This window comes from Pseudomonas sp. NFACC37-1 (genome assembly GCF_900101575.1).
In the GTDB taxonomy this organism is placed as follows: domain Bacteria; phylum Pseudomonadota; class Gammaproteobacteria; order Pseudomonadales; family Pseudomonadaceae; genus Aquipseudomonas; species Aquipseudomonas fluorescens_AA.
In genome coordinates this window covers 15,899-28,696 of the sequence record NZ_FMUZ01000051.1, presented here as the reverse complement: position 1 = coordinate 28,696, position 12,798 = coordinate 15,899, and the positions used below count along the sequence as shown (strand labels likewise).

Genomic DNA, 12,798 nt, shown 5'->3' with positions numbered 1-12,798 from the left:
GCCACTTGTCATAGGCGGTGCAGAACGCTTCGACGTTGTGCAAATCAGTGAGCGCAACAACATGCTCGCGCAATAATTCAGGTATCAGCATCCGCCACATGGTCGCGGCCCGAGGGCTCAGCCAGTCCGGCGGATCAATATTTGTGACCGTTGAAAACTGCGGTTCGGCCTCGTTCAAGGCCCTCTTACCGGGGTTCCCAGCGAGTTTCTTCTGGGCCGTCGGCTTGGGTTTGCGACCACGGCCGGCGACCGTGGCGGTGCCCCCCATCGCGCAACTCCTGATTTTTTAATTTCGCGGTCGTGAAAGAAAGGCTGAGGGCGCGGTCTAGAAGCCAAAGGGCCTGGACTTTTGACCCGCCCCCACCCCCTGAGCGCGAATCCTTCTCATTTGGACGGATTTCACTGTTTTTTCGGTGGTTTTCTGCTTTCAACGCCGCGCATTGCCGAATCCACCGTCTTCAGCCGCCGTCTTGGCCGAGTGACATGGCCCGCACAGGCTCTGCCAGTTGGTCTTATCCCAGAACAGCACCATGTCGTTCCGGTGCGGAATGATGTGGTCCACATCGGTTGCCACAACCACCAGGCCTCGCTCGGTGCAGTGCCGGCACAGTGGGTGCTTCGCCAGCCAGCCAGCCCTGGCCTGCTGCCACTTGTAGTTGTAGTGGCGCTTGGTGCTGCTCTCGCGTGGCCTGGCACGGGCCGCACTCTTCAGTAGGTGAGCGTGCTCGTCGCAGTATCGAGGGTTGCGCGTGAGCGTGTTGCAACCCTGGGCGTTGCACGGCTTCTTTGGCCTTAGAGGCATGGGCTGCCATCCATGTATGTCAGAGGCAGCGCATCAGGATCTTCCGGCTCATCAGCCATTGCCTGGATCAACATCAACTGTTGGTCGGCCATCCGTTGCAGTAGTGCGGTCTGCTTTGCCTGCTCGGTCAGTACCTGGCTCAGCAGGCTTTCCAAGGAGTTGAGCTGCTCGCTCATATGCAAGCCTCTTCATCTTAATGATCCATTCGCGCCGGGCGGCGCATCCACTGCAGGCCATTACTCTGGCTTGCGGCTTGGCAGCTTAAAGTCTGTGACCCGGTCGGCAATGGAACGAATCTTCTCGACACCCAGAAAGCCAACCCAGCCACCAACGAAGGTAGCCATGCTCTGTGGGAGCGAGAAGAACTCAAGCCCACTGATGATCGTCAGGGCGAGTCCGCCGCAGATCGCGCCTTCCACGATCATCTGGCGGCGGGTGCCGCCACCATAGGTGATCCGCAGGACAGCCATTGCACAGGACAACGAGGCGGCGTAGAGGATTGGCGAATGCTGGCTCAACCACGCAAGCGCTATCGCCCAGGTGTCTGGTTTGTCTGGCATGTTCGGCATCTCAGCTTCCTCCCTTTCGGGGAGCGAATAGATCCAGCTCCTGGCTCACCCCCAGTTTGGAACGTTGGGTGTGCAGGAGCCGAAAACGAAAAAGCCCCGCTCAGTGGCGGGGCTTTATGTGTGTCGTTGCGCTCGCTGAAGTATCACGACACGCAAGATCGACATGATGGGGTTAATTTACGGCCAGTCGGCCAACAGGTCAAGCAGCATCAACAAAGATTTGCTCACGGTCGAATATCTCGGTCGCATGGATCACAGCCTGCTCTTCGAGCTTTTCCAAACGCTTGTGGATTCCGCCCCGCCAGTTGCGGCGCGTACGCTCCGGGGAGCCCGCCAGATCCCATGTGTTCATGTCGTAGAACTCGGCCGGCAACACGATCATGTCCGTTGAGCGCTTGCCTGTCTGGACGCCCCTCAGTTTCGGGATTGCCCAGGCAGTGAGCGCCTTGTAGATGAACAGTTGGGGTGCCGGGGAAACCATGCGAGCCACCAGGCGACCTATGGCGCTCACTTTGTTGGCCTTGTGAGTCGAGTACTTGGCCACCAGCACATCCCACTGCGCTGGCTCAAGCTGGCGGTGCAGTAGCGCATACAGGCAGCAGTCATAATCGAACTTGTCCCGCACTGACAGCGTGCTGCCTGTACCGCCCTGTCGCATGTCGGCGTCGATCAGCTTTTGCCAGGACTGCTTGGTACTGTTGTCGATGTTGTCCGCTGCCAGCACCCGTACCAGGGTGCCCATCACGTCTTTGTACATAGCCATGGCTCAGTCCCCTGTGTAGTTGGTGCCGCCGGCGCCGCGGCGGTTGTTTTCTTTGTATTGCGCTTCAGCACCGGCAGGCTTGAAGCAATTGAACTGTGCGATTTGATACTCAGCAGCCTGCAAACGAATGCTCAGCTGCGTCACCAGCACCTCCAGCGGCAGCGCCTCGCCGGTCTCGGCTGTGACCCAGCCCGAAGCGTTGCACTGCTCGCAGGCCAGTTCATGGAAGACACCCTTGATCACCGCCTTGCCACGGCATGCCGGGCACTTGGCCAGGTCAAGCATGGCGGCGCGGAATGCTGGGCCATGGGACTTCTTCATGCAGCCTCCAGTGACTTACAAGCCAGCACGACGTGAGCGACCCGGTGCTGGTTAACCTCCCCGTAGGCGGTCCAGTAATCGGGAACCATCACCGCACGCACCACAAACGGATCAGCGCCGATCATCACTACCTCATCAAGCGCTGGCTCTTTTCCGCGCTGCTCGGTGAACTGATAACCACCAGGGGCGGTGAACTTGACGGTCACGAATGCCATTTTTAAACCTCGCCTACGGTTGATTCGTGGATAGCCTCGCAACCCTTATGCTGTGCGGCTTTGAGCGTTTTATCGGATTCAGCAGATGTAGCACCTGTGTAGCCGTGAATCAGGGCAAAACCCTTGCTGTCTAGATTGGCGTGCCACAGTTCCAGGGCTGCGCGCTTGCGGGCCATGACGTCCGATTGGATGTACACCTTCACGTTGTGACCCATGGCGTGGTTGATCAGCAGTTCGCCAATCAGGTGGTCCACGCCGATATCCGCCCAGGCGGTGCGAGCCAGCTTGCGCAGGTCGTGGCTGGTCCACTCTCCCTTGCCCATGCGACGAAACATTGCACTGGCCTGACTCTCGCTCAGTGGCTTGCCATTGCGTCCCGGGAACAGGTAGCGCCCCGTGTAGCCGGCGGCCTGCTGGTTCGCCCTGTGCCTGGCCAGCAGCGCGCAGACCTGGTCGGTCAGTGGCAGGAAATGCTCGACCCGGGTCTTGGTGTTTTCCGGTGGGATGAACCAGGTGCGCTCGGCCAAGCTCAGGTGCGGCCATTCAGTCAGTCGGGATTCCCCAACGCGGCTCCCGTGGCACAGCATCAGCACGGCCAGCAAAGCCTCCTCGGGGCGCGCCTCGTACTCCCGGCTCAGGCTGTCAATCAACTCATCAAGGTGAGAAACACGAAGCCTCGACGGCTTTACGCGCACCTTCGCCTTGGAGAAATCGCTGAACTTGATGCCCTGCATAGGGTTCACGTCGATCAGGCGCAGGACCATCGCTTTGCGAAAAGCCAGCGCCAGCAACTGGAACACCAGGCGGACGGTGTCGATCTTCAGCACCTCCTGGAGCGGCCACATCAGCAACCTATCCAGGGTCTGGCGATCCAGGTCGGCCAGCGGCACGTCCCCGAGGCGCGGTATCAAATGGCATTTGATGGCCGACGCTGCCGTCTTCTTGCGTTTGTCCGAAAGGTTTCGGTCCTTGGCCATGCGCTCGGCGAACCACGCCAACACCTCACCGACCGTGCTCCACTCGGATACCACTGCCGCGCCGTGGCTCGCGATCCGCAGTCGGATATCAGGCAGTGCTCCAATCATCTGCTTGGCGCTAAGCCCTGGGTACGAACCGATTTTGTACCACTGACGCTTGGCCAGCAGGTACCAGGAACCCCGGGCACGGTCTTTGGAAAAGCGCAGATAGAGCCCCGGATTGCCAGGGTCGCGAAGGCTGTAGACGTCAGCATTCGCGGCTTGCCGAGTGATCTCGGCATCGGAAATTTTCACGGCCACGGTGATCATGCGGCGGCCCTCGTTTGTGGTTGGAGTAAATACGCGCGAATCGCTTCGAGGGCGTCGATGTGCCCGCGGCAGACGATGGCGAGATAACCCTGCTCGGTCAGCGCCTGGATGTAGGCGTCCTGGCTGGCAGAGACCGCCGCGTCGAACGGCGGCATGGCTTTGAACTCGATGTACAAGCCGAAGTACCCACCGCGGGCCATCGGTAGCACCAGGTCAGGAACGCCAGCCTTCACGCCCTGCTCTTTCAGCTTGAACGCCACCAGCTTGTGCCGGTGTCCACCGTTGGGGACGTGGTAAATCAGCTTCGCGGCCGCTGGATACCGCAGCGTGACCTCTTTCAGCAGCGCGGCCTGCTCCAATCCCTCGCGGTCTATGGGTTTGGCCCGAGCGGTTTTCGGCTTGAAGGTCTTTGGCGTGGAAAGCCTCATACCTTTTCTCCGGTGATCAAATCCACGATTTCAAACGTGGTCGGCCACAGCATCCGGCCGAACTGTTGCGCTACGGCGCGGTGCTCAAACAGCGCCACGGCCCGGTCTGGCTTATCGGTCAGGTCCAGCTTGTGCCCGCAGCAGTGCACGGCGTAGCGGTAATCCGCTGGGTTTGTGGGAGCGAGACGCGGATCAGCCACGGGCACCTCCCAACTTGGCGCGCAGCTGTGCCAGTGCATCGTTCCCAACCTCGGGCGTGACCTTGGCCGCGACCCGAGCCGGCAATCCCTTGGGCATCGCCTGGAGCGGAAGCCCGGTCAAAAGTCGGCGGATGGTGATCGCGTAGTTACGCTCGAAAAGCTTAAGACTCAGCGCCGTGTCTAGCTTGTTCAGGCTTTCGAATCCGCATTCCTTCGCGGTATGCCACACGGCGTCATGCGACCACTGTCCCTGCCCCGCCATGCTCGGATGCGCATTGCGGCATGCCTCCCGGTGAGCGACAGAAAGCGGAGGCAGACCGAGCATTTCCGGGGTTGGCTTACACCATTCGATGAACTGACCTGGGCTTGGAATGAAGTCGCCGGGCTGCTTGCGCACTTGGGCCATTCCGAAATCAATCTGCCCTTGGGTGCAGATCCCTTCTTCGAGGAACGCCTGAAACCACTGCTGCTTCGATTCCCGGTAGGTCTCCTTGTCTGGCCACGCCTGGCGCCAAGCCGAGCGGATCGAACGCAGCTCCTTGAACAACTCGTTGATGGCTGTCACCAGCGTGCTGCTGGCTTCACTTGCAACTGGCCCACTATCGTCAGCAGCGATGAATTCACCAGCTTGGGCCTTAGCCCATAGGTCCTGAGCAATCACAGAGACGGTCTTCATGACTTCACCCCGTTCTGCCAGTCGGTGTCGTCATCATCGAAGTCTGAAGCCGGCGCCTGCTTTGGCTTGAACTGCTTCACATTCGATCCAGCGTTCCGGGCCTTGTCGTTGTTGACCCACTTCACCAACATGCCCACCCATTCAGCCTGGGTGTTCACTTGGTGTTGAGGCTCGTAATGAGCAGTAAATGCGACCCGAACCGATTCGGTGAACAGGTCAAGGGACAGCCCGCGGTGGAAGGCGTAGGTTTTCAGCAGCGTCTGGTCCGGAACCCAGTCGAGGGTCATTTCGCTGGGCATGCGAGGATCAACGGGCTCACGCGCAGAGAGAGGTTCTTTATTCTTCTCTACATCTTCTTTAGGTAACGCATTGCTAACGCTTGGAGCGTTACCTTTTCCATTGCTCGCCTTGTGGTTCGCCACGCGCTTTGCCGTGAGAAGCCTGTTTTTAGCAGTCTTGCCGTTGTGCCGCTCGAAATGCGGAAGGCTGATCACGCCGTCGAGCTCAATCATCCAGGCAACAGATTTCATGTGCTCGCAGAACCCGGTAACGCCGACGAGACGGTCGAGTAACTTTTTGCTAACGCTCGGAGCGTTACCGTTTTCGGTTTGTTGGTCGAACCACCCCCACACACGCATCAGCTTCCCGACCACCGCATCAGGGTCAATGTCGGCCAAGTCGGCGATTTGGCAGACTTCAGGTTTATCCAGAGTGGTGAGTTCAAATTTGATCCAGTCGCCGGCCATTACGCGGCCTCCTGCAAAATTTCAGCAAGGCGGGTAAGGCCTTTCGGGGTGACCATAGGGTCGAAGGCAGCCCGCTCGATTCCGGTTTCCGGGTCGGGCTTCAGGGCTGTGACTTTGTGCGTCATGTGTCCGGACGTAATGCGAGGCTGATAGGCAACCCAGCGCTTGCAGCCGCGGCGACGAAAGATCCAGCGGTTCTGCTCAAGCCAGGCGAAGAGGCGCGCCGGAGCAAGACCAAGCTGTTTGGCTGCATCCGTGATGCAGATAGCCCCACCTGCAGCTGCAAGCCGCTTGATTGCAGCGACCTTTGGCGCTTGTTCGGTGATGACGCGCTGCAGCTCGCCGTTCTTGTCTGCCAGATCGGCAGCAAGTCGGAGGGCTTCGGGAAGGGATTGAGGAATCGTGACAGAGTGTCGCGACACGTCTTCTAGTTCGCTCAAACGCGTCACGACACGATGACGTAGCGGAATGCTGTAGCCGGTCAGCAGGGTTTCTGTCAGCACGCGGTCAAGGTGGAATTCAGCGGTGTAACCCCGCCCGTCCTTGGCCTCCCGGAGATGGCGCAGATCTGCGCCATCCTCCGCCAGTGCCTTGCGCATTACCCGGATGTCACGAATGACGTCCTTGTGCTGCTTGCCTGTGAGCTCGGCTATTTCCCGGCTCGACATGGTGACCGTATTGCTTGGAGCGACGATCGTGTTCATAATGGCCCCACTGTGTTTTACCAGTTGTTGAAAGAACCGCCCTGCCAGGCGGTTTTTTTATGCCTTCGATTTGGCACTGTATGAATGAACAGCCAATCAGGCGCACTGCCATTTTCTTGGTCAACCCTCGACAATATGCTCATCGAAGCAAGCGCTGCTTAGGCGGCCGCGAGCTCTGGCCAAATTTGTTGCCAGTCATCAGGCCTTAGCGCTTTCCGTGTTACACGGCCGCCGGTCACGGATTCAGTACGAGCCGCAATTTCAGCGGACGCGGTCTTGTGGCCGTAAGCAATCAACCGCAAATACGCACGGCTAGTGCCGGTAAGGGCAACTGCGTCATCGCTGGCGGTTTTCAACCACTCAAGAAGTTGAGGATTTTTGGTCCGCATGTCGGGCCTCCTTTTAGATGCCTCGGATTATTACCCGCAGGTAATCGCAAAGCAATACCCATGGGGAATTTACCTGCTGGTAACAGTAATGGATGATTTGCGGATGGAAATTTCAGATATTCGCCGCGAAAATTTGCGGGCACTTATGAAGCAGCGCTTCGACGGAAAGCAGGCCCGATTGGCCGATGCTTTAGGGAAGAGCGCGAATTACATATCTCGCTGCCTGTCGACAGCGCCCTCATCAGCTGGTAGTAAAAACATTGGGGAGGAGTTCGCGCGCGATATCGAAGCGAAGCTCGGCCTCGAGCGTTACCAACTGGACCAAAAAGGCATGCAGCCGGCGGAGAAGGTTGTCAGTAACGCCGAGTACCTGGGCCCTTTCTCGGTCTGGGACGATGAGACGCCGCTGGATGATGATGAGGTGTACGTGCCATTCCTTAAGGAAGTAGAACTATCCGCAGGCAGCGGAAGGACGGCGGTGGAACCTAACCTTAAGCAGAAGCTGCGGTTTGGAAAGAACACGCTCCGCCGTCAGAATGTACAGCCAAGTGAGGCTGTATGCGTAACCGTCAATGGGAACAGCATGGAGCCGGTGCTTCCTCATGGAAGCACGGTCGGCGTTGACCAGGGCTGTACCACTATCACCGACGGCAAAATGTATGCCCTAAACCACAGTGGCCAGCTGCGAGTGAAGACCTTGTACCGAACGCCAGGCGGCGGGATCAGGATGCGAAGTTACAATCGGGAAGAACACCCCGATGAAGAATACAGCGCAGAGGAAATGCTGCAAAAAGACATAATCGTGATCGGCAAGGTTTTCTGGTACTCAGTTCTGTTGTAGACCCAGAACAAAAACGAACCCCACCAGCCCGCTATCAGCGGGCTTTTTTTTGCTAACTCAAAAATAATTACCTGTAGGTATTGACCTATATCGTTACCCACAGGTAATGTCTATCCATCGCCGGATAACAACCGGCCAGATGGAAGGCAGCGATGAACCGGCCTCAATGGTTCAGAGGGTTGGCAACTGACCTGGGCGTGCAGCGTAAAGCGCCAAATCGAGTTATCCGGCGGACAGGGTCGCGGCCGGAGGAACAATTTGAATGAGCCCGTACCGCGCCAGTAGCGCCGAAGGGACGCGGAATTTTTCACTGATGCACCTGGTGACGGGTGCATTGGGAAAACAACCGGAGGCAGCTTGATGGAAGCAACAATCGTCAGCGGCGCATGGAAGGGCCACCTCGGTCGGGGTCTGGCGCCGCGAGAACTTCAGTTTGTCTTGTCGTCTGCACAGGGCATGACGGCAAAAGAAATTGCCAGGGTGTTTGGCGTTGAGCCCGGCACAGTGGTTAAGCGGCTCTCCAATGCCATGTTTAAGCTTGGTGTAAATCGTCAGACGGCAATGATCGCCGAAGCCATGCGCCGACAGATCATCTCGCCGATATGCCTTGCACTCGCGACACTGATTGCAGTGCACGCAATGATCGGCGATGACGCCATGCGGCGCGACCGCAGAGCTCCAGAGCGGCGCACCGCCCAGGTGAGAGTCGTGCGCCAATCGGAGCGACCGGCGCTTACGGCATGAACAGCATCCTTGTAGGCGATTCGCGGGGTCGTTCAGGTACGAGCGACCAGGCCTGATACATGCCGGGCAGTGCCGGCCGCCTGCATCCCACATCAACCCACCAGGAGGACGACCGTTATGAAGTAGCTCAGACCAAGCCCTTCCAACGAAGGCACTCGGCGCTCACATAGGGAGGTCTGTGTGAAGCCAACGAAAGCCCGGTCTCGATCGGGCTTTTTTTCGACCTGCCTTTTTTCGTCAGCACTCTCCCCGGCGCCCAACGGCAAACAGCCGGCGGCCAGAGTGCTGACGAATGAACGCAACTCAACACCGAGGGATAAGCCATGCACCCAGCAATGCAAGCCCGCGTCGAAGGCAACATCGCACTTCAAATCCGGGCCACGGCAGCCGCCGCCGAGTTCTACGCGATGATCGGCAAGCCCGTGCCAGTCAGCAAGATTCGCTATCAGGTCGTCACCAAGGGCAACGCCTATCACATCGTCGAGCGTTCCACCGGCTTGACTAAGGGCTTCCGCTGGACCTGGAAGGCAGCCATCAACTTCGCCCAGGTGCTCGAAGCTCGGGCCGACGGCGTAAAGGTCACGCTGCAGGGTGTCGAGCAATGATCGGCGAGCCAATGCCCAACCCTCGGGACGCAATCATCCAGGACCTGAACCAGAAAATGGAACAGTTCTTCGGCGCCGGCAAAGTAGTTCAGGAAATCGCCAGCGGCGTCAGCAACGAATGCGGCGGCCCCATCAAAAGCACTCGCAGCGAGAAGCTTAAGGCGGCTCGCGACAAGGACGCACCGCAGTTGAAGGCCCTGGCCGAAGCCGGGAAAACGATCCATGAATCGGCCAAAGCAATGGGCATGGACGTGAAGCGCGCCAAGCTCACGGCCAAAGAGAACGGCATCAAGTTCCCTTCCGCTAAATGAAGCGGCTCAACAACCAGGTACGGCAGCGCCGGCGCCAGCCTTGGCTCGACTTGCCTCCAAGTTCAATCCAGAGGAATACCAATGAAGCCCGAAATGATCACCCTGAAGCACGGCGACGCCACGATCAAGATGCCGGCGTCATCCCTTGCCAGGCTGGCACTCGCCAGCACGTTCGCGGTGGTGTTTCCGCCGACAGCGAACGTTGAGCCCGTCGCGCCGGCAGCCATTCCGGCCGTGGGCGAGTACTGGCCCGGCCAAGGCGGCATTAACGGCGGCCACGTTGCTGCTCGCGGCGATGTCCCGGCGCATTACCTGATCTTCGCTGCGAGCGATGTCGGCGACCATGAGTGGGGTGGCCGTGGAGTTGAGGTGAAAGGCCTCAGCAAGACCGACGGCCACACCAACACAGAAGTGCTGTGCAACGGCGATGACAACGAGCACCCGGCCGCAAATGCCTGCGCCGAGTACCAGGCCGATGGTCATCATGACTTCTACCTGCCTGCCGCCGCCGAGCTGTACCAGGGCTGGCTGAACTGCCCCGAGGTCTTCGCCCAGGACTGCTACTACTGGTCGAGTTCGCAGCGCTCCGCCTACTACGCATTCTTCATGGGCTTCGATGATGGCCTTCAGACCAACGTCGCCAAGGACTACGAGCTCCGCGTCCGCCCCGTCCGCAGATTCTTTATTTAATCCTTCATCCATTCGTTCTTGATCCGGCACCGGGCGCAGCAGCGCCTTTTTTGTTGCCTTAGAAAAGAGGAAAGACCATGTCCGCAGCAGCTCAAGCAGCACCAGCAGTGACCATCCCGGAAATCGGCCAGGCCTTCGGCGGCGGTTTCTTCTCCGGCATCACTCGTGACCCGGACACCGGCAAGCGTTACCTGAACATCACCGCCGGCGCCGAGTATGAGCTGGTCGGTGCCTGGGGCAAGTACGGCGAGAAAATCGACGGAGCCGACAGCTTCACCGACAGCCGGGCCAACACCGAGGCCATGGCGGCGGCCGGCAGCGAACTGGCTCAAAAGGTTCTGGCCCTGGACATCGCCGGTTTTACCGACTGGGCGATCCCGGCCCGGGACGTGCAAGAGCTGCAGTATCGTCACTTCAAGCCCACGACCGAAGAGAACTGGGCCTACGGTCGCAACGGTGACAACCCCAACAGCGAGCCGGTTGGCCTGCTGTACACCGATGAGTCGCCGACCCAGACCAGCATTGAGGCCTTCCAGGAAGACGGCCATGAAGCATTCCAGGATCGCGCCTACTGGTCGTCAACGCAGCGCTCCGCCTACGGCGCATTCTACATGTACTTCGGTGATGGCTATCAGGGCTACAGCGTCAAGGGCCACGAGCTCCGCGTCCGCCCCGTCCGCAGTCAATTGATTGATTAATTTGCTTATTTAATCCGGCCGCTTGCGGCCGGTGGCCCATGGAGGGCGCGCCAATGGCGATGCACACGGAGTTGCAAATCTACAAGGTTTCGATGGGCCTGCTCCAGATGGCGACGAACCTTACCCGAAACATACCCAGGGACCTGAAGCAGTCCCTGGGCAAGCGCGTCATCGATGAGTGCATCGACGTGCTGATGTTGATTGCCCGGGCCAACTCGACCCGGGACAAACATCCACACCTGACCTCGCTGGTCGAGAAGGTCCAGGTCATCGAGTTCCTGATGCGGCTTTTCAAGGAAAGCCGCTTTATCAGCGTCCCGCAGCATGCCAAGGCAATCGAGGTGACCACCTCAATTGGCAAGCAGGCCAACGCCTGGAAACGCTCCACCCCAACCGCGCCCGCCACCTGAGAGTTACGGCTTTCTGGTCTGTGCGAATTGAATCTGGTCGTGCCGCTGGCCTTCGGGCCACCGCCATGCGCACAAGAGATACCGCCGGTCTAAAGCGTCCGTGTAGGTCTCGCGCAGTTTCCTCGCTGATCGGCTCCGCCTTCGGCCTGGCGACGTAGATAGCACGATAGGTCGCAGCGCTCCGCCAACAACGCATTCAACATGAACTTCGATGATGGCAATCAGAACAACAACGACAAGAACAACGAGCTCCGCGTCCGCCCCGTCCGCAGATTCGAACGTTGGTCCCTACCCGTTCAGCGATCTTGTCCAGGCCTATTACGACTGCCGACGATCCAAGCGCAACAGCGACAGCGCGCTGGCTTTCGAAATGGACCTGGAACGGAACCTGATCCAGCTGCACAACGACCTGACCGCCGGCACCTACCGGCCAGGCCGATCCATCTGCTTTGTGGTCACCCGACCGAAAGCCCGGGAAGTCTGGGCAGCAGCCTTTCGGGACCGCGTCGTCCACCACCTGCTGTACAACCATGTGGCACCGCGCTTCTACGCCAGCTTCATAGCGGACAGTTGCGCGTGCATACCCGGGCGCGGCACGTTGTACGCCGCAAAGCGCCTTGAGTCGAAAATCCGCAGCGCCAGCGAGAACTGGTCGAAGCCGATTTTTTACCTGAAATGCGACCTGGCGAACTTCTTCGTCGCCATCGACAAGGAGGTGTTGCGTCGGCAGTTGGCCTCCAAGATCACCGAGCCGTGGTGGCTGGCCCTCGCTGAACAGATCCTGATGCATGACCCTCGCGAGGATTACGAGGTGCGCAGCCCGGCCCATCTGTTCAACCGAGTGCCACAGCACAAACGCCTGACCGCGCAACCTGCACGCCTGGGCTTGCCTATCGGCAACCTGTCGTCGCAGTTCTTCGCCAACGTGTATCTCAATGCCCTGGATCAGTTCGCCAAGCACCAGCTCGGCGCCAAGCACTATGTCCGCTACGTCGATGATTTCGTGTTCCTGCATGAGTCGCCGCAACAACTCAACGCCTGGCTGGCCCAGGTTGAGGCGTTCCTGCCCAGCCTGGGCGCCAGGCTCAACCCCAGCAAGACAATCTTGCAGCCGGTTGACCGGGGCGTGGATTTCGTCGGGCACGTCATCAAGCCCTGGCGGCGCACTACTCGCAAGCGATCCCTTGCTCAGGCGCTGAAGCGAACGGCCCAGGCGCCCGCCGAGGATCTGCGAGAAACCGCAAACAGCTACTTCGGCCTGCTGAGTCAGGCCAGCCATAGCGAGAAGGATCGGGCAGCCCTCGCCCGCGTCTTGCTGAAGCGCGGGCACACGGTCAACGGCAGCCTGACCAAGACCTACCCGAAGAAGTAACCCCACAAACTCGAATCACGCCAACCGG

Annotated in this window: 21 protein-coding genes and 1 pseudogene; 8 read left to right on the top strand and 14 right to left on the bottom strand. The window is 59.3% G+C overall.

The annotated features are described in order from the left end of the window. The 14 genes and pseudogenes from BLP82_RS28635 to BLP82_RS28570 all read right to left on the bottom strand — a co-directional run. Window positions 1–268, bottom strand: a pseudogene (locus tag BLP82_RS28635) (phage terminase small subunit P27 family); the annotation flags it as partial. A gap of 159 nt (window positions 269–427) precedes the next feature. Further along, on the bottom strand, window positions 428–802 hold the full coding sequence (locus tag BLP82_RS28630) for an HNH endonuclease signature motif containing protein (RefSeq protein WP_092176537.1): 375 nt from the start codon (window positions 800–802) through the stop codon (window positions 428–430). Next, the gene (locus BLP82_RS28625) at window positions 793–978 is read right to left on the bottom strand and encodes a hypothetical protein (RefSeq protein ID WP_092176532.1); all 186 of its coding nucleotides are present in this window, start codon (window positions 976–978) and stop codon (window positions 793–795) included. The genes BLP82_RS28630 and BLP82_RS28625 overlap by 10 nt, the downstream gene beginning before the upstream one ends. Window positions 979–1,038: 60 nt before the next feature. Beyond that, a complete protein-coding gene (locus tag BLP82_RS28620) occupies window positions 1,039–1,371 on the bottom strand; it encodes a phage holin, lambda family (RefSeq protein WP_092176527.1) in 333 nt (110 codons plus the stop codon). Between the two features lie 199 nt (window positions 1,372–1,570). After that, the gene (locus BLP82_RS28615; protein ID WP_092176523.1) at window positions 1,571–2,134 is read right to left on the bottom strand and encodes a hypothetical protein; all 564 of its coding nucleotides are present in this window, start codon (window positions 2,132–2,134) and stop codon (window positions 1,571–1,573) included. Window positions 2,135–2,137: 3 nt separating this feature from the next. Continuing rightward, window positions 2,138–2,455: a hypothetical protein gene (locus BLP82_RS28610; RefSeq protein WP_092176515.1), complete on the bottom strand. Its 318-nt coding sequence runs from the start codon at window positions 2,453–2,455 to the stop codon at window positions 2,138–2,140. After that, complete coding sequence (locus BLP82_RS28605; protein ID WP_092176511.1) at window positions 2,452–2,670, bottom strand: hypothetical protein; 219 nt, start codon at window positions 2,668–2,670, stop codon at window positions 2,452–2,454. The genes BLP82_RS28610 and BLP82_RS28605 overlap by 4 nt, the downstream gene beginning before the upstream one ends. Before the next feature lie 2 nt (window positions 2,671–2,672). Then, a complete protein-coding gene (locus BLP82_RS28600; RefSeq protein WP_092176507.1) occupies window positions 2,673–3,956 on the bottom strand; it encodes a tyrosine-type recombinase/integrase in 1,284 nt (427 codons plus the stop codon). Then, a complete protein-coding gene (locus BLP82_RS28595; protein WP_092176502.1) occupies window positions 3,953–4,384 on the bottom strand; it encodes a VRR-NUC domain-containing protein in 432 nt (143 codons plus the stop codon). Before BLP82_RS28595 ends, BLP82_RS28600 begins: the two co-directional genes overlap by 4 nt. Next, a complete protein-coding gene (locus tag BLP82_RS28590; protein WP_092176498.1) occupies window positions 4,381–4,584 on the bottom strand; it encodes a hypothetical protein in 204 nt (67 codons plus the stop codon). The genes BLP82_RS28595 and BLP82_RS28590 overlap by 4 nt, the downstream gene beginning before the upstream one ends. After that, entirely contained in the window at window positions 4,577–5,260 is a 684-nt protein-coding gene (locus tag BLP82_RS28585) for a replication protein P (protein WP_092176494.1), read from the bottom strand. The genes BLP82_RS28590 and BLP82_RS28585 overlap by 8 nt, the downstream gene beginning before the upstream one ends. Further along, entirely contained in the window at window positions 5,257–6,006 is a 750-nt protein-coding gene (locus BLP82_RS28580) for a DnaT-like ssDNA-binding domain-containing protein (RefSeq protein WP_092176490.1), read from the bottom strand. The genes BLP82_RS28585 and BLP82_RS28580 overlap by 4 nt, the downstream gene beginning before the upstream one ends. Further along, window positions 6,006–6,710 (bottom strand): phage regulatory protein/antirepressor Ant, encoded by a 705-nt coding sequence (locus BLP82_RS28575; RefSeq protein WP_092176486.1) that lies wholly within the window; start codon window positions 6,708–6,710, stop codon window positions 6,006–6,008. Before BLP82_RS28575 ends, BLP82_RS28580 begins: the two co-directional genes overlap by 1 nt. Before the next feature lie 158 nt (window positions 6,711–6,868). Continuing rightward, window positions 6,869–7,099, bottom strand: a complete 231-nt coding sequence (locus BLP82_RS28570; protein ID WP_092176481.1) for a transcriptional regulator — start codon at window positions 7,097–7,099, stop codon at window positions 6,869–6,871. 145 nt (window positions 7,100–7,244) lie between these two features. On the opposite strand from BLP82_RS28570, the gene BLP82_RS28565 reads away from it, so the two are divergent. The 8 genes from BLP82_RS28565 (at window position 7,245) to BLP82_RS28530 (ending at window position 12,770) form a co-directional block, all read left to right on the top strand. Next, window positions 7,245–7,940: a S24 family peptidase gene (locus BLP82_RS28565; protein WP_092176541.1), complete on the top strand. Its 696-nt coding sequence runs from the start codon at window positions 7,245–7,247 to the stop codon at window positions 7,938–7,940. Between the two features lie 360 nt (window positions 7,941–8,300). Beyond that, on the top strand, window positions 8,301–8,684 hold the full coding sequence (locus BLP82_RS28560) for a LuxR C-terminal-related transcriptional regulator (RefSeq protein WP_092176476.1): 384 nt from the start codon (window positions 8,301–8,303) through the stop codon (window positions 8,682–8,684). A 323-nt stretch (window positions 8,685–9,007) separates the two neighbouring features. Further along, entirely contained in the window at window positions 9,008–9,289 is a 282-nt protein-coding gene (locus BLP82_RS28555) for a hypothetical protein (protein ID WP_092176471.1), read from the top strand. Between the two features lie 56 nt (window positions 9,290–9,345). Beyond that, window positions 9,346–9,600, top strand: coding sequence for a hypothetical protein (locus tag BLP82_RS28550; protein ID WP_256576683.1), 255 nt, complete (start codon window positions 9,346–9,348; stop codon window positions 9,598–9,600). A gap of 81 nt (window positions 9,601–9,681) precedes the next feature. Further along, the gene (locus BLP82_RS28545) at window positions 9,682–10,290 is read left to right on the top strand and encodes an Lcl C-terminal domain-containing protein (RefSeq protein ID WP_092176464.1); all 609 of its coding nucleotides are present in this window, start codon (window positions 9,682–9,684) and stop codon (window positions 10,288–10,290) included. Between the two features lie 77 nt (window positions 10,291–10,367). Beyond that, complete coding sequence (locus BLP82_RS28540) at window positions 10,368–10,988, top strand: Lcl C-terminal domain-containing protein (RefSeq protein ID WP_092176460.1); 621 nt, start codon at window positions 10,368–10,370, stop codon at window positions 10,986–10,988. A 53-nt stretch (window positions 10,989–11,041) separates the two neighbouring features. Further along, window positions 11,042–11,398: a four helix bundle protein gene (locus tag BLP82_RS28535; RefSeq protein WP_092176456.1), complete on the top strand. Its 357-nt coding sequence runs from the start codon at window positions 11,042–11,044 to the stop codon at window positions 11,396–11,398. A 370-nt stretch (window positions 11,399–11,768) separates the two neighbouring features. Continuing rightward, window positions 11,769–12,770, top strand: a complete 1,002-nt coding sequence (locus tag BLP82_RS28530; protein ID WP_092176452.1) for an RNA-directed DNA polymerase — start codon at window positions 11,769–11,771, stop codon at window positions 12,768–12,770. Window positions 12,771–12,798 lie beyond the last annotated feature (28 nt).

What these genes read in the sequence shown, in the direction of transcription:
- BLP82_RS28630 (WP_092176537.1), bottom strand. Translation starts at nt 802, where the DNA reads ATGCCTCTAAGGCCAAAGAAGCCGTGCAACGCCCAGGGTTGCAACACG.
- BLP82_RS28540 (WP_092176460.1), top strand. Translation starts at nt 10,368, where the DNA reads ATGTCCGCAGCAGCTCAAGCAGCACCAGCAGTGACCATCCCGGAAATC.
- BLP82_RS28605 (WP_092176511.1), bottom strand. Translation starts at nt 2,670, where the DNA reads ATGGCATTCGTGACCGTCAAGTTCACCGCCCCTGGTGGTTATCAGTTC.
- BLP82_RS28555 (WP_092176471.1), top strand. Translation starts at nt 9,008, where the DNA reads ATGCACCCAGCAATGCAAGCCCGCGTCGAAGGCAACATCGCACTTCAA.
- BLP82_RS28610 (WP_092176515.1), bottom strand. Translation starts at nt 2,455, where the DNA reads ATGAAGAAGTCCCATGGCCCAGCATTCCGCGCCGCCATGCTTGACCTG.
- BLP82_RS28580 (WP_092176490.1), bottom strand. Translation starts at nt 6,006, where the DNA reads ATGGCCGGCGACTGGATCAAATTTGAACTCACCACTCTGGATAAACCT.
- BLP82_RS28625 (WP_092176532.1), bottom strand. Translation starts at nt 978, where the DNA reads ATGAGCGAGCAGCTCAACTCCTTGGAAAGCCTGCTGAGCCAGGTACTG.
- BLP82_RS28530 (WP_092176452.1), top strand. Translation starts at nt 11,769, where the DNA reads ATGGACCTGGAACGGAACCTGATCCAGCTGCACAACGACCTGACCGCC.
- BLP82_RS28560 (WP_092176476.1), top strand. Translation starts at nt 8,301, where the DNA reads ATGGAAGCAACAATCGTCAGCGGCGCATGGAAGGGCCACCTCGGTCGG.
- BLP82_RS28565 (WP_092176541.1), top strand. Translation starts at nt 7,245, where the DNA reads ATGAAGCAGCGCTTCGACGGAAAGCAGGCCCGATTGGCCGATGCTTTA.
- BLP82_RS28615 (WP_092176523.1), bottom strand. Translation starts at nt 2,134, where the DNA reads ATGGCTATGTACAAAGACGTGATGGGCACCCTGGTACGGGTGCTGGCA.
- BLP82_RS28600 (WP_092176507.1), bottom strand. Translation starts at nt 3,956, where the DNA reads ATGATCACCGTGGCCGTGAAAATTTCCGATGCCGAGATCACTCGGCAA.
- BLP82_RS28620 (WP_092176527.1), bottom strand. Translation starts at nt 1,371, where the DNA reads ATGCCGAACATGCCAGACAAACCAGACACCTGGGCGATAGCGCTTGCG.
- BLP82_RS28535 (WP_092176456.1), top strand. Translation starts at nt 11,042, where the DNA reads ATGGCGATGCACACGGAGTTGCAAATCTACAAGGTTTCGATGGGCCTG.
- BLP82_RS28575 (WP_092176486.1), bottom strand. Translation starts at nt 6,710, where the DNA reads ATGAACACGATCGTCGCTCCAAGCAATACGGTCACCATGTCGAGCCGG.
- BLP82_RS28595 (WP_092176502.1), bottom strand. Translation starts at nt 4,384, where the DNA reads ATGAGGCTTTCCACGCCAAAGACCTTCAAGCCGAAAACCGCTCGGGCC.
- BLP82_RS28545 (WP_092176464.1), top strand. Translation starts at nt 9,682, where the DNA reads ATGAAGCCCGAAATGATCACCCTGAAGCACGGCGACGCCACGATCAAG.
- BLP82_RS28570 (WP_092176481.1), bottom strand. Translation starts at nt 7,099, where the DNA reads ATGCGGACCAAAAATCCTCAACTTCTTGAGTGGTTGAAAACCGCCAGC.
- BLP82_RS28585 (WP_092176494.1), bottom strand. Translation starts at nt 5,260, where the DNA reads ATGAAGACCGTCTCTGTGATTGCTCAGGACCTATGGGCTAAGGCCCAA.
- BLP82_RS28550 (WP_256576683.1), top strand. Translation starts at nt 9,346, where the DNA reads ATGGAACAGTTCTTCGGCGCCGGCAAAGTAGTTCAGGAAATCGCCAGC.